Source organism: Chitinophaga dinghuensis (assembly GCF_003259435.1).
Lineage (GTDB): Bacteria > Bacteroidota > Bacteroidia > Chitinophagales > Chitinophagaceae > Chitinophaga > Chitinophaga dinghuensis.
The window spans coordinates 819,641-835,955 of sequence record NZ_QLMA01000001.1 but is presented as its reverse complement, the minus strand read 5'-3'; the positions used below and the strand labels follow the sequence as shown (position 1 = coordinate 835,955).

The 16,315-nt window shown below is 44.3% G+C and carries 13 protein-coding genes; 8 read left to right on the top strand and 5 right to left on the bottom strand.

The annotated features are described in order from the left end of the window. Nucleotides 1–88: 88 nt before the first annotated feature. The 6 genes from CLV59_RS03485 (at nt 89) to CLV59_RS03455 (ending at nt 8,016) form a co-directional block, all read left to right on the top strand. Nucleotides 89–715 (top strand): TetR/AcrR family transcriptional regulator, encoded by a 627-nt coding sequence (locus tag CLV59_RS03485; RefSeq protein WP_111590602.1) that lies wholly within the window; start codon nt 89–91, stop codon nt 713–715. Between the two features lie 2 nt (nt 716–717). Then, complete coding sequence (locus tag CLV59_RS03480; protein WP_111590601.1) at nt 718–2,049, top strand: ABC1 kinase family protein; 1,332 nt, start codon at nt 718–720, stop codon at nt 2,047–2,049. Nucleotides 2,050–2,122: 73 nt separating this feature from the next. Further along, nucleotides 2,123–3,163 (top strand): sensor histidine kinase, encoded by a 1,041-nt coding sequence (locus CLV59_RS03475; RefSeq protein WP_111590600.1) that lies wholly within the window; start codon nt 2,123–2,125, stop codon nt 3,161–3,163. Further along, complete coding sequence (locus tag CLV59_RS03470; protein ID WP_111590599.1) at nt 3,163–3,876, top strand: LytR/AlgR family response regulator transcription factor; 714 nt, start codon at nt 3,163–3,165, stop codon at nt 3,874–3,876. Before CLV59_RS03475 ends, CLV59_RS03470 begins: the two co-directional genes overlap by 1 nt. A 462-nt stretch (nt 3,877–4,338) precedes the next feature. Next, nucleotides 4,339–6,903: an outer membrane beta-barrel family protein gene (locus tag CLV59_RS03460; RefSeq protein WP_111590597.1), complete on the top strand. Its 2,565-nt coding sequence runs from the start codon at nt 4,339–4,341 to the stop codon at nt 6,901–6,903. Nucleotides 6,904–7,077: 174 nt separating this feature from the next. Next, entirely contained in the window at nt 7,078–8,016 is a 939-nt protein-coding gene (locus tag CLV59_RS03455) for a PorP/SprF family type IX secretion system membrane protein (RefSeq protein ID WP_111590596.1), read from the top strand. 60 nt (nt 8,017–8,076) lie between these two features. Here CLV59_RS03455 and CLV59_RS03450 read toward each other — a convergent pair whose 3' ends face one another. Beyond that, a complete protein-coding gene (locus tag CLV59_RS03450; RefSeq protein ID WP_245950763.1) occupies nt 8,077–8,763 on the bottom strand; it encodes a Rossmann-fold NAD(P)-binding domain-containing protein in 687 nt (228 codons plus the stop codon). A gap of 67 nt (nt 8,764–8,830) precedes the next feature. Here CLV59_RS03450 and CLV59_RS03445 point away from each other — a divergent pair, with 67 nt between their 5' ends. After that, complete coding sequence (locus tag CLV59_RS03445; protein ID WP_111590594.1) at nt 8,831–10,120, top strand: PAS domain-containing sensor histidine kinase; 1,290 nt, start codon at nt 8,831–8,833, stop codon at nt 10,118–10,120. Between the two features lie 4 nt (nt 10,121–10,124). Continuing rightward, on the top strand, nt 10,125–11,171 hold the full coding sequence (locus CLV59_RS03440; protein ID WP_111590593.1) for a response regulator: 1,047 nt from the start codon (nt 10,125–10,127) through the stop codon (nt 11,169–11,171). Nucleotides 11,172–11,175: 4 nt separating this feature from the next. Here the strand turns inward: CLV59_RS03440 and CLV59_RS03435 are convergent, their stop codons facing one another. The 4 genes from CLV59_RS03435 to CLV59_RS03420 all read right to left on the bottom strand — a co-directional run bounded on the left by CLV59_RS03435 (nt 11,176) and on the right by CLV59_RS03420 (nt 16,295). Further along, entirely contained in the window at nt 11,176–11,550 is a 375-nt protein-coding gene (locus CLV59_RS03435) for a hypothetical protein (RefSeq protein ID WP_111590592.1), read from the bottom strand. A gap of 1 nt (nt 11,551) precedes the next feature. Beyond that, a complete protein-coding gene (locus CLV59_RS03430) occupies nt 11,552–12,241 on the bottom strand; it encodes a hypothetical protein (protein ID WP_111590591.1) in 690 nt (229 codons plus the stop codon). A gap of 210 nt (nt 12,242–12,451) precedes the next feature. Further along, nucleotides 12,452–13,945: an ArnT family glycosyltransferase gene (locus CLV59_RS03425; RefSeq protein ID WP_111590590.1), complete on the bottom strand. Its 1,494-nt coding sequence runs from the start codon at nt 13,943–13,945 to the stop codon at nt 12,452–12,454. Between the two features lie 274 nt (nt 13,946–14,219). Then, the gene (locus CLV59_RS03420) at nt 14,220–16,295 is read right to left on the bottom strand and encodes an alpha-N-acetylglucosaminidase (RefSeq protein WP_111590589.1); all 2,076 of its coding nucleotides are present in this window, start codon (nt 16,293–16,295) and stop codon (nt 14,220–14,222) included. Between the last annotated feature and the right edge of the window lie 20 nt (nt 16,296–16,315).

Genomic DNA, 16,315 nt, shown 5'->3' with positions numbered 1-16,315 from the left:
TCAGATTTAACATATCCAGCCATAGAAAAATTCACTTTGTATTACAAAGTGACGTAAATTTGTTTACGTAACCCAAAATTGCCAGTCTATGGACAAGAATAGTATCCGAAACGCTTATAAATTATATCTGCTGGAAAACGGCAAGGAACCGGTGTCTGTGTACATGTTGTGCAAGACCCTGGACATGCCGGAGAGTTCCTTTTATGAGTTCTACAGTTCATTGGAATCGGTAGAACAGGATATATGGTTGTCGGTTTTTGAGGAAACAGTCAGTCAGTTGAAGGCGGATGAAACCTATCACCAGTATAATGCCCAGGAAAAGTTGCTTTCCTTTTATTTTCTATGGGTATCAAAATTGCGGGACGACCGTAGTTATTTCCTTTTACAGAAAGATATTTTTCACATCCCATTAGTATATAGGAAGAAGCTACATACGTTTAAAACCGCCTTCTATGAATTTGCGGCGGCGCTCATTAAGGAGGGTTACGTGTCTTCCGAAATAAAAGAAAGAAAATATATTTCAGACCAGTATGTTCATGGCTTCTGGGTACAGGCAATGTTCGTATTAAAATACTGGCTGGATGATACCAGCGTAAATTTCGAACTGACGGATGCTGCCATTGAAAAGGCCGTCAATCTTAGCTTCCAGCTGATAGGCTCCAATACGCTCGATAGTATTCTCGACTTCGGGAAATTTCTGTTTATGAAACGATAGCGATGAAAGAACAAACTAACATTCCCACCGGGAAGGTAGAACGCGCGGGTAAATTCGTGACTACCGGCCTGAAAGTGGGCACCAACTATATTAAACACTACACCCGCAAACTTATGGACCCTTCTGTTACTAAAGAAGCGCTCCACCAAGATAATGCGGCGGATATATATGATACGCTCAGCAATCTCAAAGGCTCTGCACTGAAAGTGGCGCAGATGCTCAGTATGGACAGAGGCATGCTCCCGAAAGCCTATTCAGAAAAGTTTGCCATGTCGCAATACAGTGCGCCTCCGCTTTCCGGGCCGCTGGTAGTGAATACTTTCGTTAAAACATTAGGAAAAACGCCGACCCAACTGTTTGACCGTTTCGATATACATGCTTCCAATGCCGCAAGTATCGGACAGGTACATAAAGCCGTGAAAAACGGGAAAGAACTGGCCGTAAAAATCCAGTATCCGGGAGTGGCCAGCAGCGTGAAATCGGATCTCCGCATCGTGAAACCTTTTGCCATCAGGATTGTAGGCATGAAGGAAGCAGATATGGATAAATATTTTGAAGAGATAGAAACGAAACTACTGGAAGAAACAGATTATAAACTGGAGCTGGAACGCTCTATGGCATTATCTGCGGCCTGTGCGCATATTCCAGGCTTGGTGTTTCCTGTCTATTATCCGGAATACTCCTCCGAACGTATCATTACCATGGATTGGCTCAATGGTATGCATCTGAAAGAATTCCTGCAAACGAATCCCAGCCAGGATATCCGTAATAAGATCGGCCAGGCGCTCTGGGATTTCTATCAGTTCCAGGTACATAAACTAAAACAAGTCCATGCTGATCCGCATCCCGGGAACTTCCTTATGCAGGCAGATGGTACAGTGGGCATCTTTGATTTTGGTTGTGTGAAGGTGATTCCGGAAGATTTCTACACCAATTATTTCCTGTTGGTAGATAAAGAAGTATTGAAAGACACGGATCGTCGGCACCAGATTTATACCAATTTGGAAATGATTCATCCTACCGATAGTCCTAAAGAAGTGGCATTTTTCTCAGAACTATTTCAACATATGATAGATCTGATGACATTGCCTTTTACACAGGAGACATTTGATTTTGGGAATGAAGTATATTTTAATGAGATATATGCTTACATGGATGAATTGTACAATATGAAAGAAGTGCGCGAGTCTAAAGTAGCGCGGGGCTCCAGTCATTCCCTATATATTAATCGTACTTATTTCGGGTTATACTCTATTCTCAGCGACCTGAAATCGAATATTATTACCAGTCAGCATAGAATCCAGCGGCTGGTGGCCGGTGAACAACCTGAATAGGTATTCGTCGTATATTTTTCGGAGTTGGTCGCAATCATACCCTTGGCAGGAAGAATAATTTTACTTTCAGGGAATGAAACAAGGATGGTATAAAAATAAATGGGCGGTGGCAGCGCTGCATGTATTTACGTGGGTGCTGCTATATGCCTTGCCGTACCTGCTGAAACCTTCCTACCAGGACCCTGAGCGGAAACTTTCTCCTGATCATGATGCCTGGACGGTATTTAGCTATGTATATTATTTATCGCTGGTAGGGTTCTTTTATCTGAATGCCCTCGTTTATATACCTTCTTTTGTTTATAAGAAAAGATACCTGGAATACGGCGCCTCTTTGCTCACGATATTGCTGGCGTTATATAGTATGCGGTACACTTTTGAGATGGTCTTTCTGAAAGCTCACAAAATTGATATCAAACCAGCTATCCTCTTTACATTTTTCACATCCTTCTTCGTATTATCCTCGAGTACAGCCTACCAGATGATCAAGGATCGTCTGCTCAACGACCGACTCGCGTCTGAAAAAGTAAAAGAAAATCTCCAGACAGAATTATCTCTTTTACGTTCCCAGGTGAGTCCTCATTTTATGTTCAACGTCTTGAACAACATGGTGGCTCTGGCCAGGAAGAAGTCGGACGCCCTGGAACCTTCTCTGATAAAGCTTTCTAGTCTGATGCGCTACATGCTCTACGAAACCGACGAGCAGAAGGTGCCGCTGGCAAAGGAAACAGAGTATCTTCAAAGCTATATAGATCTTCAGCAGCAGCGTTTTGGTAAAAATGTCACCATTGTTTCACAACTGGATGCGCCTGAAACGGGCCATGAAATAGAGCCTATGCTGCTCATTCCTTTCGTGGAAAATGCATTCAAACACGGTACAGGTATGATTATGGATGCCATGATAGATATCAGGCTGGAAGTAATGGAAGACGTACTTTTCTTTAGTGTCAGGAATAAATACAATGATATTCCGATGGAAGTCAAAGATAAGACGAGCGGCATCGGGCTGGCGAATGTGAGTCGCCGACTCAACTTATTATATGACCATCAGCATAAACTGGACATCCGGAAAGAGGATGGATGGTTTTCTGTATTATTGCAACTAAATCTGCACTGATGCTGAAATGTATTGCCGTAGACGATGAACCGCTGGCGCTTGATTTACTGGAAGATAATATTTCAAAAGTCCCTTACCTCCAGCTGGTAGCCAAATGTAACAATGCCTTCGAAGCGATAGAGGTACTGCAAAAACAACCCATTGATCTCATTTTCCTGGATATTCAGATGCCAGGACTCACGGGGCTTCAGTTTCTGCAATCTATGGCCAGCAAACCGATGGTCATATTAATTACTGCTTACGAAAAATATGCCCTGGAAGGATTTAACCTGGACGTTACCGATTATCTCGTAAAACCGGTGCCCCTGGAGCGTTTTGTAAGAGCATGTAATAAGGCCTATGAACTTTTCCTTTTAAAAACCGGGAATAAATCCGGGAGGGATCTTGCCCCCGAATTCTTCTTCGTCAATGTGGATTACAGTCTTTTCAAAGTGGTATTTGAAGATATTATCTGGATTGAAGGGCTGAAAGATTATGTACGCATTCATTTAAAAAATAATACCAAGCCCGTTGTAACCCGAATGAGCATAAAATCCATGGAGGAACAACTACCTAACAACAAATTCCTCCGTATACACAAATCTTATATCGTAGCTGTTTCCTGTATTACCGCTATCCGCAAGAACAGCGTATTCCTTGATGAGCTGGAGTTACCGGTAGGCGATACTTATCGGGATACCTTGCAGGCGCTTACTGGCAAGACGGGGTTTTAGTTCTTCTCGCAGAGCAGCAAAGCAGCAAGGCAGCAAAAAATTGTGTTTGCTGGTTTCTCGCAAAGGGCGCAAAGAAGTTAAGGAATATGATTTGTTGTTTGATTGCGTTTTGCTGTAGCTCGCAAAGACATATGTACTTCTTCTCTAAACCAATTTGCCGCTAAAAAATTTGAGGGATAGTACCCTGGAAAGCCTTTGCGGGCTTAACAAAACAACATAACATATGCCTTTGTTTCTTTGCGCACTTTGCGAGATCCCCCTCCGCAGCAATACAACAAATTCCTTTGCTGCTCTGCTGCTTTGCTGCTCTGCGAGAAAAAAAATCCAGCGCCGCAGGCGCACCTCCCCCATCGTTGGCGTCAAAAAACATAACTTTCGTAGCATTTTTTCCTAAGATGGTCGCATTTACTTTAAAACAATAAAAACCAGTAATACTTTTGCATACTCGTAATTTTCTTTATTATGCAAAAGTTATACTTGTTAATTACCATTTTGACTTTATCCCTTTTGGGCGCACAAGCCCAAGCTCCAGCTGGTCCACGTGCTGGTGGCGCCGCGCCAGGCGGTATGACCGGGCATCTCTATGGTAAAATACTCGACAACGACGGTAAGCCAGTTCCCTATGCATCCGTTATCATCCTCCAAAGCAAAATCGATTCTGTAACCAAAAAACCTAAGGATGTACTTGTAAAAGGAGCTTTAACCAAAGTTAATGGTGAATTTAATTTAGAAGACGTTCCACTGCGTCGGGGTTTAAAACTCAAAATCAGTGTGACTGGTTTCAAAACAATTGAGCGTCCGGTAACTTTCCCTCCACTGGATAAAGATCTGGGTAATCTGAAGCTGGAACTGGATGTTAACCAGTTACAAGGCGTAACTGTAGCCGGTTCCAAGCCACTGATGCAACTTGATGTAGACAAGAAAGTTTTCAATGTGGAGAAGAATCTGACCAGTGCTGGCGGTACAGCAGTAGATGTGATGAAAAACGTTCCATCTGTGAACGTAGACATCGACGGAAACGTAACCGTTAGAAATTCAAGTCCTCAACTCTATATTGATGGTCGTCCTACCACGCTGACCCTGGACCAGGTGCCAGCAGACGCTATTGAAAGCGTTGAAGTGATCACCAACCCTTCTGCTAAGTATGATGCTTCCGGTGGTAACGCCGGTATTCTGAACCTGGTATTGAAGAAAAACCGCAAAACCGGTTACAATGGTAACCTGCGTGCAGGAGTGGACAAACGTGGCGCACTGAATGGCGGCGCGGATTTCAACCTGCGTCAGGGTAAATTCAATGTCAGTGCCAGCGCAATGGGTAACCAATCCAAAAGCAGAAGCACTGGTTTTACCGACAGAAACAATTTCGGTAATGGCGGTACGCCATCCTATATTCATCAGGATAACAGCAACAGAACCGACGGCGGTTTTGTATTTGGTAAACTGGGAGTAGACTACTTCATGACCAACCGTACTACGATTTCCGTTGCCGGTATCAAAGTACATGGTACCATGAAACCAGGAGAAACGATCGAAACCCGCACTGACAGCCTGTTCTCAGCCGGAACAGTAAGCAATTTCAGTCAACGTATCTCTGATTCCCGCTTCCAGTTCAATGCCAATGGTTTGGTATTGGGTATGAAACAACTGTTTCCGAAAGAAGGCGAAGAGTGGACAGTGGATGTCAACTACTTCGGAGGTTCTTCTGAAAACGACGCACTTTACACCACCAATTACCTGAAAGGCAATACCTCTCAGATCGGTGGTAAAGAAGTACAGAAAATCAACGGTGGTGGCGATATCAGCTTCCTGACCGCTCAAACCGACTTCGTTGATCCGCTGACCAAAACCATGAAACTGGAAACAGGTCTGCGTTTCTCCAGAAAAACAATCAATACCAACACCCTGAACTACTTCCAGGACCCCAACTCCGGCGATTATGTAGTGGTACCAGCTACCAGCATCCATTACAAAAACAACGATAACGTTTATGCCGCTTATGCCAGTGTTTCCGACCAGATCGGCAAATTTGGCTATAAGGTAGGTTTACGTCTGGAAAGCAGTAACTATGATGGAGAAATCCTCGGAAAGAACCAGAAATTCAGCAACAGCTATCCTGCAAGCCTTTTCCCTTCTGTGTTCCTGACAGAGAAGCTGAAAAACAACCAGGAACTGCAAGCAAGTTATACCCGCCGTATTAACCGCCCTAACTTCATGCAGCTGATACCATATACTGATTCTACCGATCGTCTGAATATCACGAAAGGTAATCCGAACCTGGTGCCAGAGTTTACACAGTCTTTCGAGTTTTCTTACCTGAAGACCTTTAAGAACAATAGCACTTTCATGGCTACGCTGTACTATAAGTACACCAACAACCTGATTACCAGATATCTGCAGAAAGAGCTGAACCCAGCTACGAATGACAGTCTGTTAATCAACACTTACATCAACGCTAATTCCAGCTATGCTGCCGGTGCGGAACTGACTGCCACCACCAACATTGCAAAATGGTGGAGTCTTTCTGCCAACGTGAATATTTATAATTCCAAGATCAACACCACCAATTATGGCGCTTCACAGGATGCGTTATGGAGCTGGTTTGGTAAACTGAATAACAACTTCAAGCTGCCGGCTAAATTTGAGTTACAGCTGTCTGGTACTTATCAGTCCAAAACCAATCTCCCGGCTAACCAGCCGCAACGCCAGGATGGACCTCCTATGCAGCAGTCGGTGAACGCTTCTCAGGGTTACATCAAATCCATGTATGGCGTTGATGCCGCACTGAAGAAAAGCTTCCTGAAAACCAATGCACTTTCCGTGACCTTGGCAGTCAACGATATCTTCAGAAGCAGAATCAGCGAGCAATACTCAGAGAGTCCGTTCTTCACTCAAACGTACAGCCGTTTGCGTGACCCGCAGATGTTCCGCCTGACACTCGCTTATCGTTTTGGTAAGATGGATGTTTCCCTGTTCAAACGTAAGAATATGGGAGCAGGTATGCAGGGTATGTCTGAGGTAATGCAGTAACACACGTACACAATCCTTATAGTTGTAAGGCCGGGAAGCGGAAAGGTTCACTCTGCTCCCGGCCTTTTTTTATCCATTTCGGAACAAATTTTCTCCGAACATATATAAAAGAGCAATACATTATATTATATTTGCATGTTTTAAGAGTACATCATCCCATACCTATACCTATATATGATGAGGTTCCGCATGCACACCAACAAAATATTAGCACGGATCGGCTTCACCGTTGCACTTTTTTATTGCAGTAGTCAGGTGGCCCGGGCGCAGAGCTTTGGGAACTCCAATGCTGTAGTAGATCCACTGGGAATACAATACTTCCTGAATCCCTATATGTCTAACCCGTCCTTTGCCGGACTGGATAGCGGCCTGCATGTAAACCTCGCCTATCGCAAGCAATGGACAGATATGCCCGGCAGTCCACAAACCAAGCTAGTAACTGCAGACGGTTTTGTAGGATATCGCGTAGGCGCTGGGTTGCAGGTATACAATGATGCCGCCGGGTTGTTGAGTAATACACGGGTGGCCGCCACTTATGCCTATCATCTCCCGTTAGGGCATAACAAACAATATCTCAACTTTGGGATTTCCGCTGTATTCTATGGCAAGCACCTGAATACCAAGGAAATGAATGCAGATCCCAATGATCCGTCAGTAGGCGCCTATAACCGTAGGGATAACTACTTTGAATCGGATTTTGGGGTATCCTATACTAACCGGCATCTCACCTTGCAGGCAGGCATTCCGAATGTATTCAGTTTTGCGAAGAACAAACCAGAAAGCAGAACTTATGGTACAGAGCAGTTTATCCTGGGTGCAGGTTACAGGTTTGACGCCGGCGAACAGATTACCAGCGTAGAGCCTAAAGCATTCTATCGGAATATTTATGGCGGAGACGGCATCCTGGATGTGGGCGTAAAAGCGGGTTTATTACATAATTGGGCCGATGCCACCGCTATTTATCATTCCACGGGTAATTTCACACTGGGAGCGGGTTTTGCATATATTCCCTACCTGCATATTCAATTCTTGTATACTACGCAAACAGCAGGCTTACAGACCTATTCCAATGGTTCTATGGAGCTGAACCTGCGGGTTAATTTATTCCAATAGCACCTGTTTTTACACCTTGCATATCAAAAAATCCCGCTGGTTCAGCGGGATTTTTATTTTTTAGCCAATGGCAGAAAAATTGTTTTTTATGACTTTAATGATATCCTTAGATTCCAGAATATGCGACTGGTAGCCGTTTTGGGAGACAAGGATCATCGCGTCGCCGAGTTCCCTCAGGGTACAAACATAATTACGAAATAATAATTGCCATAGAGGGTATAGCCATGCAAAAGCGTAGTAGAATTTATGGGTATTGGAAGAACCTTTCATGGGCTGTATATATGCCGGGCGAAAGTTATAAACAGCTTTAAATGGCAGCTGCATCAGGTCGTTTTCTGTCTGACCTTTCACTCGGGCCCACATGCGACCGCTCTTTCCTGTATTGTCCGTTCCTGCTCCTGAAACGTAGCAGAAAGTCATATCAGGATTTTCTGCCGACAACACACCGGCCAGGTACATTGTCAGATCGTAGGTTAAGTGTTTATATATTTCTTCCCTCATGCCAATAGAGGATACTCCTACACAAAAATAACAAGCGTTAAATCCTCTTAACTGTGGCGTGATGGCAGAAATATCAAAGAAATTGTGATGGATTATTTCTGTCAGTTTAGGATGCAGGATACCGCAGGTTTTGCGGTTAATGACCAGTACTGAGGCAATATCCGGATGCTGTAGGCATTCGTGAAGAACACCTTCACCAACCATTCCGGTTGTACCTGTTATGATCACATTGAGTTTCATCGACATACGTTAACTGTAAGATACACAAAGTATCGCGAATCGTTAAATTTATAATACGCATCATCCTATTCAAATGACAATCAGCAACAAGGAAAAAGGGGTAGGTGTGAATGAACCTGATCCGGCAGTAATTGAGCAGCTGCTGGCAGCACGCACAAAAGAGCTAACTGACACTATTGAACAACTGAAAAATCGTATCCGCGAGGACGAAGCGAAAGACAATGCATTGCAGCGCATGAACAGCTTCCTCAGCAGTATCTGGAATAATGCGGATGCCATTATCATCGTTTTCAGTCCGGAAGGATTTATCCGCTGGTTTAATCCTACCGCAGAGCGACTCCTCGGCTATCGCGCTGTGGACATGATTGAAATCGCGTCTCCCCTACTCTTTCACGATCCGGAAGAACTGGAAAACCGTGCAGTAGAATTCTCGCTGCAACTACAACAAACAGTGGAGCCAGGTCTCGAAACGCTGACCATCAAAGCCAAACGTAATCTTCCCAACGAATACGAATGGAACTATATCCGCCGCGACGGTACCAAACTACCGGTATCCCTCACCATATCCGCCATCAGAGACGCTAACCAGATTACCGGATACGTAGGCATCGCCATAGATATCTCCGAAAAAAAGAAAGCAGAAGCCGATCTGCGGGAAGCGCTGGAAAAAGAAAAAGACCTGAATGAACTGAAGTCCCGATTTGTATCACTGGCATCGCATGAATTCAGAACTCCCCTCAGCACCATCCTTTCCAGCGTATACCTGATTGCACAATATCAGCAAACGGAAGATCAACAGAAAAGAGATAAACATATTCAACGCATCGTTTCTTCTGTCAATTTATTAACGGACCTGTTGAATGATTTCCTTTCTGTGGGTAAAATAGAGGAAGGAAAAATTCAACTCCGGAATAGTACCTTTGAACCAAGTAAAATAATCGGTTCCGTCATTAGCGAAATGCAGGGACTCCGGAAACCTTCACAACAGGTATACTATGCGCATCATGGCACGCCAACTGTTAGTCTTGATCCTGGTTTACTAAAACATATTGTGATGAACCTGGTGTCCAATGCCATTAAATTTTCGCCCGATGGCGCCATCATATCTGTTAGAAGCGAGAGCAATCATCAACACCTGCAACTGTCTGTCAAAGACAAAGGAATAGGTATTTCCGAAGAAGATCGTCAGCACCTGTTTGAACGCTTTTTCCGGGGCAGTAACGCCTCCCATATCCAGGGCACTGGCCTTGGCCTGCATATCGTATCCCGGTATACGGAGATTATGGGCGGATCTATTACCTGCAAATCCAGCATGGAAGAAGGTTCTGAGTTCCTGGTAACTATTCCCTGCGTCGAAATATAAGCTTATGGAGAAAATTTTATTGATTGAAGACAACCGGGAAATTCTCGATAACATGACCGAGATTCTCGAATTGGCCAACTACCAGGTACTAACTGCCTCCAATGGAAAAGAAGGCGTAGCCATGGCGTTGGAACATAAACCGGATCTCATCATCTGCGATATCATGATGCCGGTACTTGATGGGTTTGGCGTACTCCATTTGCTACATAAAAATGAAACGCTTCAACGCACTCCTTTCATTTTCATCACTGCCCGGACCGACAGAAACGAGCAACGTAAAGGAATGGAGCAAGGCGCCGATGATTATATCACCAAACCTTTTGAAGGCACGGAACTACTCAACGCAGTGGCTTCCCGTCTGAAAAGATCTGCCGAACTCCGCCAGGATAAAGGAAGCAGCACCAGTCAACTGTTACGTCATCTCACAGAAAAAGAAATATTCGATTCGCTTAAAAACAATAAACCAACTTCCCATTTTAAGAAGAAGCAACAAATTTATGCGGAAGGTAATAAGCCACAATTCCTTTACTACATCACACAGGGAAAAGTAAAAACTTCCAAGCGCAATGAAGAAGGCAAAGAACTAATTATCGGACTGTATAATGAAGGCGATTTCTTCGGCTACCAGGCTATGTTACAGGAGGGCGCCTACCAGGAAGATGCAGAAGCCATGGATGATACTGCCGTACTGCTGATTCCTCAACAGGATTTTGAACTACTCATCAATCAACATCCGCCAGTGATGCGGAAGTTTGTACAACTGCTCGCAAAAAGCACTGCAGAAAGAGAACAACAGTTAATTGGTATCGCTTATAATTCGCTGCGTAAAAAAGTAGCAGAGGCTTTGCTATTGCTGGACAAAAAATTCAACGGTACCGGAAACGACTATACGTTGCATGTAAGCAGAGACAACCTGGCAGCGATGGCCGGTGTAGCGAAAGAGTCACTCATCAGAACTTTAGGGGATTTCCGGAATGAATCATTAATTCAATTGAAGGAAGGGGATATTATTATTACAGACAGGGACAAGCTGGCCGCTATTATCAGTTAATTCATTACTGATTCATGCCTGCGAATTGCAGGAAATGGGCACGTAAGGTCACAAAGTCTTGTTCCGTTTTATCAACATCGCGTTGCAGTTCGTGAAAGGTGTATGGTATGCTGGTTGTCCTTTGCTCTCTCAGCCATTCGCGTACTGCCCCAATTTCATGGCGTAAAAGCAGGAGTCCTTCTTCTACAATCAGGAAACGGGCCTGGTATTTTTCTGCGGTTTCTACAAACTCATGGGTTACTGTCCTGGATAAAGCCGCAGCCAGCAAGCGGATTAACAGGGCGTTCTCTGCTCTCAGTTCTTCCACTACTGTGAGCCACGAGCGACAAATCCTGTCCTGTTCCGCGTTTGCATGAATGCTATTCTCCAAATGTTGCATACTAGTTTAGATAGACCTGTCGATTGTGTTGCTGCTGTCGCTGATGCCATTGTTTCAGCAGGGATATCAGCTGATATTGAATTGCATTGAATGCCTGTATACCAACGATGACATCTTCTACTTCCTGTTGGGTACAATCAGCCGGAAGGTGATGATAGGAATTATTTGTTTCCAGATTCTCTTGCAGGAATTTCACTACGGCATTACCGTTGTTGATGAACTGCTTGATCATCCGGGGCCATTCACTACTGAAAACATCTGCAGCATTGCTACAATCAGGATTTCTCTTAGTCATTGGTTTTAATGATTCCTGCTGACGCAATAATACGACTGACTGATAATTGGATAACTCGCTGTAATAGGCGGTCAGTATTTCGGTGAACGTGGTAAATACGGCGGCGGTAGTTTGTTCACTTCTGCCATTACCTTCGAACAAATCCTCCACCTGGCGCATCAGTGAGATGCCATTAGGAACAGCCACCCGCGCGATTTTCTCCCGCAATTGCTGTGCAAAAAATATGTGGAAATCTATCGTAACTTTTTGTTCATCCAGCACCTGACGTATGCCTGACTGCGATTTATACTGCTTATAAATATGATTGCCCGATTTCTTCAACTGCTTGAACGGGAAATACAGAAAACCTTCGCAAAATCTTTGTTGAATGGAGTTGAGAGAAGATTCGGTGTACATATTGGGTCGTTTTTGATTGCTGATCTAAAAAATGTCACCGCTGCTAGCAGCGGTGACGAGATACCAGTAAAGACTGACATCCGTTTAACTTTAGATAGATGTTAACTGTAAAACAAAGCTACAGTGCTTTACATCTAAAAAAAATGATCTTACACATTAAACGGATGATTCTCATCAATACAATTTATGACGGTCATCATCAGGTGTCTTTTAATTGGAATGTTCAGGCGGATGATAATCCATACATCTGAACACCAGGAACTTCCTGATAACTTTGCCATGTTGCTTTACCACGATAGGCGGTATTTGTTCTATACTGCTGAAGAACGGTTGTAACTCTTTCACAAATGCTTGTTCATCGGTATCGTCGTTCACATCAGTCAGCGAGTTTATAAAGAGGGCATTTCTGCCTTTTAATTTATTCAGATCTGTACCAATAAAATCAAACTCCAGCGCTCTCTTGCCAATTATCTCCTGAGAATAAACCATCCTACCCAGATAAAAGTTGAGCATTGCGCTTGTTTTATAATCATCGGCAGAGAAAATAAAATCAGCAGGATAATTCGAGGATACTTGTTGCATTTGTTCGCCTAATCCCTCCCATCCGGCCCAGGTATCATCCGACTTCACCGGTACCGGGTAAAACAGAATTTCTACAGCCAGCGCCAGGTGTACTACCAGGGAAAAGATATATTGCCAACGCAGCCATCGCTTCCCTAACCATACGCTTACCCAAATGATCCCAGTTATATACGCAGGCATCATCCAGTTTAGTTTTACCCAATAAAGAGGCGAGATTAAAAAAAATCCCAAAAACAAAGGAAGAAAGTAACATAACAACCATAACTCCTTATCCGGAACCCGCCACCAGCGTAGTCCGTAGCGTCGTAACGCTTTCCACAGGTAATAGCATATCCCGAAAAACAAAACTGGTAATAATATGGCCGACTGATGCCCGATTACCCCAAGCACATCCAGCCAGTTCACTTCAATATCATGCGCCCTTTCAGAAGATTGAAAACGAAAAGAGGCGAAATGATTCCCGACATTCCAGATAATGACCGGAGAGATAGCCAGTACAAAGACGACCACCGCCCCATAAAACCACGGCGAAATTAGCCAACGTCGATTGCGACCAGACAGCAGTAAAAATAAAACTGTCCCCATAGGCAATAACACTGCGGTGTACTTACTGTCAAATGCCAGCCCCATCGCCAAACCTGTCCAGATCCACCATTGTGGCTTATCTTCAAAGATCGCCTTATACAAGCAAATTAATGATACCGTCCAAAACAACATCAATGGCACATCCGGCGTCGTAACCAACGACAAGATAGTGACCATCAAAGTGGAAAACAATAATAACAATGCATTCCAGCTTCTGTGCAGACTAAGAAACTTTTTCGCCAACACATAAAAAGTCCAAACTGTCAACATCGTGACAACCGTATCGCCTAACTTTATGGCAAATGCATGACGCCCGAAAATCGTTGTAAATATTCTCGTAAGCCAGGCCACTGCCGGCGGATGATCAAAGTAAGATAATGCCGGATGTTGCCCGTAAAAATAATAGTATGCATCCTGCGGCATTAATCCCATCAACCAGATACATGAAATCCGCAGCAATGCAATAATGCATACAGCCGAAAATATCCAGCGATCAGTTTTAGTGTAGCCGATCAGGTTAGTCGATGACTCATTCATGCAATCCAGACTATTAAATGATGACAGTTATACATCGCGTAATTTCAAATTTCATGCCTCCCGCCTGTCCCCATATTACAACAAAGCAGTATAGGTATTGTTGCAAATATTCCTCTTTGAAGGAAATATTTTGTGGTAATAATTACACATTCCTGATTCACAGACAATCCTACAAAGGAAGAATCATAATCTGATAAAACTTTGAAGTAATCTAGTATTAACCGAAAAATAAAAAAAGGAGCAATCGTTGATTGCTCCTTTTTTGTCGTTCAGATCACTTTTCTGTCCATTCTTTTTCAAATTGGAAGAAGTTCACCGGATGCGATGCCCTCTCTTTTGAATGGAAGAGATCATCCGTAAATAATTTCCAACGGGGGATATATAACTCTTTCATCAGTCCACCCCATTCCTTATTGGCGTATTCATGCAGATCTGTATCAGGATTATCTGGCCCCCAATAAGTGAGTTGTACTTTCGCATTTCTTTTCAGCTGTTTTTTTTCAGCGGATGTACTACCCATTGCCATCGCGGAATTCAACCAGGTATCCAGTCGGAAATGTTTATTGGTAGACAACAAGCTATCCTGTTGCTGCATCTGCTGGAGAAATAGATTCGCGTAATCATGTAATGCCGGCGCGTCACTGTTCTTCCATGCAGTAATCATTTGCGTATATAAGTACTCTCCTCTATTGGAATTCACCTGTCTCTGAAAGTCGATCGCATCGATTTGATAAGTCTCGCTACGCTTCATTGCAGGCCCGACGGCGAGGAATTGCGCTACTCCCTGCCGGAAAGCGGCGGTATCATAATTCCTGTGTCTGGTGCCCCAGGTAGAAACCGGGCGAGTTGTATCAGTAGTAGGTCTGGCGGTGAAAATAGATTCTGTTGGCCCTTCCTGGTATTTATCAAAGCTGCTGTAGCAAGTGGCTACAAATTGCTGCCATGCCTCTTCTACGTGGGTATTTTCACTGCCATAACGGGAACGCACATATGCAGTTATCCAGTCTTTTACCACTACATGCTCCTGATGCCATGGGAGCTCCAGCACCAACTGATAAATAACCGGATTATTATGAATTCCTTCCGGCATAATACCTGCTCCACGCATTAGATGTTTGTACGGCCCTGTGGATGCCCTGTACACCTCATCTGCATAACGCTGTAATTTGCCATATAAGCCCAGTTTTTCGCCAAAATTGGTAACCGTACACCAAATAAACGGCGTTTGCTCGTATCCTTTGCGGGATTCCCAATTGGCGGTATTCTCTCCGAACAGTTCCTGTACCAGTACTTTTGATTTATCCAATCCGGCCAGCAGTGCTGTTTTCGGATTTGCCTGCCATCCCTGCAATACCCAGGTTACGCCTGGAAATGCCTCTTGCATAGCCTCCTGAATACCTTTAGCCGCAGCGGTGACATCCAGCCCTTTTGCATTACCACCTTCATGGAAAGGATCGCCGGCTAAGTATTGGATATCCTTACCATAAGTACGTTTCATCTCATCGTAATAGATCCCGGCAATTTTCGCGTACTGGCTGTCTTGCGGCAGCAGAAAATCAGGACGCTGGAATCCGCCGGCCCATTTCCCCTGCGGCACCACTTTATCCAAATGCAGCTTTTCTTTCATATTAACGGGAATCATACCATAAAATCCCTGTAAAACCGGCGCTATGCCCAGTTCTTTCATACGGCCAAGGATCTTATGTTGCAATTCTTCCTGTTGATTAATCATTTGTTGGGAGACGGGACCGCCCCAGCCTTCCAGATTCCCCATCAGCCACCAGGCGGTAAAACCAGGTCCGGCAACAAAAGCGCGCGCTTCTTCCGGGGTGTAGCCCAGTCGCTGCAAGGTGCGCTGCCAAATAGCTTCTGTTCCTACCGTTGCCAGCATTACATTCACACCATTCAATGCCATCCAGTCCAGTTCATGCTGCCAGTCAGCCCAACTGTAGAAACTCATGGTATAGCTGATGGTGCAATAATTTAACGCATAACGCACCGGCATTTCCGTGAAAATCTGCACCGGCGCTGCTATTTGGGGCAAGGGGCTTACAGGCGACAAGTTGTCTCCCATATGGGACATTGATCTATTACAATAATATTTCAGGTACCAGTTGAGCCCTTCCGCGGCGGCACTGGCAGTAGATGCCTTGATAATCAGTTTATTCCCGGAAGTACTCAGCTCAAAAATTTCCTTTCCCTTTTCACCAGCAATTTGCTGGAGTATCAGGGACTTTTCCAGCCAGGGCACCCTGCGTGCAGCCAGAGCGCGCACGCCTGCAAAATCGGCGGCATAAGTGGATACTGCGGCGAATAGCAGCAGTATAAGCGTCAGAAAACGTTTTCTCATTGATTCACTGTTAGCTACCA

Bases quoted from the DNA above. Each gene is read 5' to 3' on its own strand.
- CLV59_RS03485 (WP_111590602.1), top strand. From the start codon at position 89: ATGGACAAGAATAGTATCCGAAACGCTTATAAATTATATCTGCTGGAA.
- CLV59_RS03480 (WP_111590601.1), top strand. From the start codon at position 718: ATGAAAGAACAAACTAACATTCCCACCGGGAAGGTAGAACGCGCGGGT.
- CLV59_RS03475 (WP_111590600.1), top strand. From the start codon at position 2,123: ATGAAACAAGGATGGTATAAAAATAAATGGGCGGTGGCAGCGCTGCAT.
- CLV59_RS03470 (WP_111590599.1), top strand. From the start codon at position 3,163: ATGCTGAAATGTATTGCCGTAGACGATGAACCGCTGGCGCTTGATTTA.
- CLV59_RS03460 (WP_111590597.1), top strand. From the start codon at position 4,339: ATGCAAAAGTTATACTTGTTAATTACCATTTTGACTTTATCCCTTTTG.
- CLV59_RS03455 (WP_111590596.1), top strand. From the start codon at position 7,078: ATGATGAGGTTCCGCATGCACACCAACAAAATATTAGCACGGATCGGC.
- CLV59_RS03450 (WP_245950763.1), bottom strand. From the start codon at position 8,763: ATGTCGATGAAACTCAATGTGATCATAACAGGTACAACCGGAATGGTT.
- CLV59_RS03445 (WP_111590594.1), top strand. From the start codon at position 8,831: ATGACAATCAGCAACAAGGAAAAAGGGGTAGGTGTGAATGAACCTGAT.
- CLV59_RS03440 (WP_111590593.1), top strand. From the start codon at position 10,125: ATGGAGAAAATTTTATTGATTGAAGACAACCGGGAAATTCTCGATAAC.
- CLV59_RS03435 (WP_111590592.1), bottom strand. From the start codon at position 11,550: ATGCAACATTTGGAGAATAGCATTCATGCAAACGCGGAACAGGACAGG.
- CLV59_RS03430 (WP_111590591.1), bottom strand. From the start codon at position 12,241: ATGTACACCGAATCTTCTCTCAACTCCATTCAACAAAGATTTTGCGAA.
- CLV59_RS03425 (WP_111590590.1), bottom strand. From the start codon at position 13,945: ATGAATGAGTCATCGACTAACCTGATCGGCTACACTAAAACTGATCGC.
- CLV59_RS03420 (WP_111590589.1), bottom strand. From the start codon at position 16,295: ATGAGAAAACGTTTTCTGACGCTTATACTGCTGCTATTCGCCGCAGTA.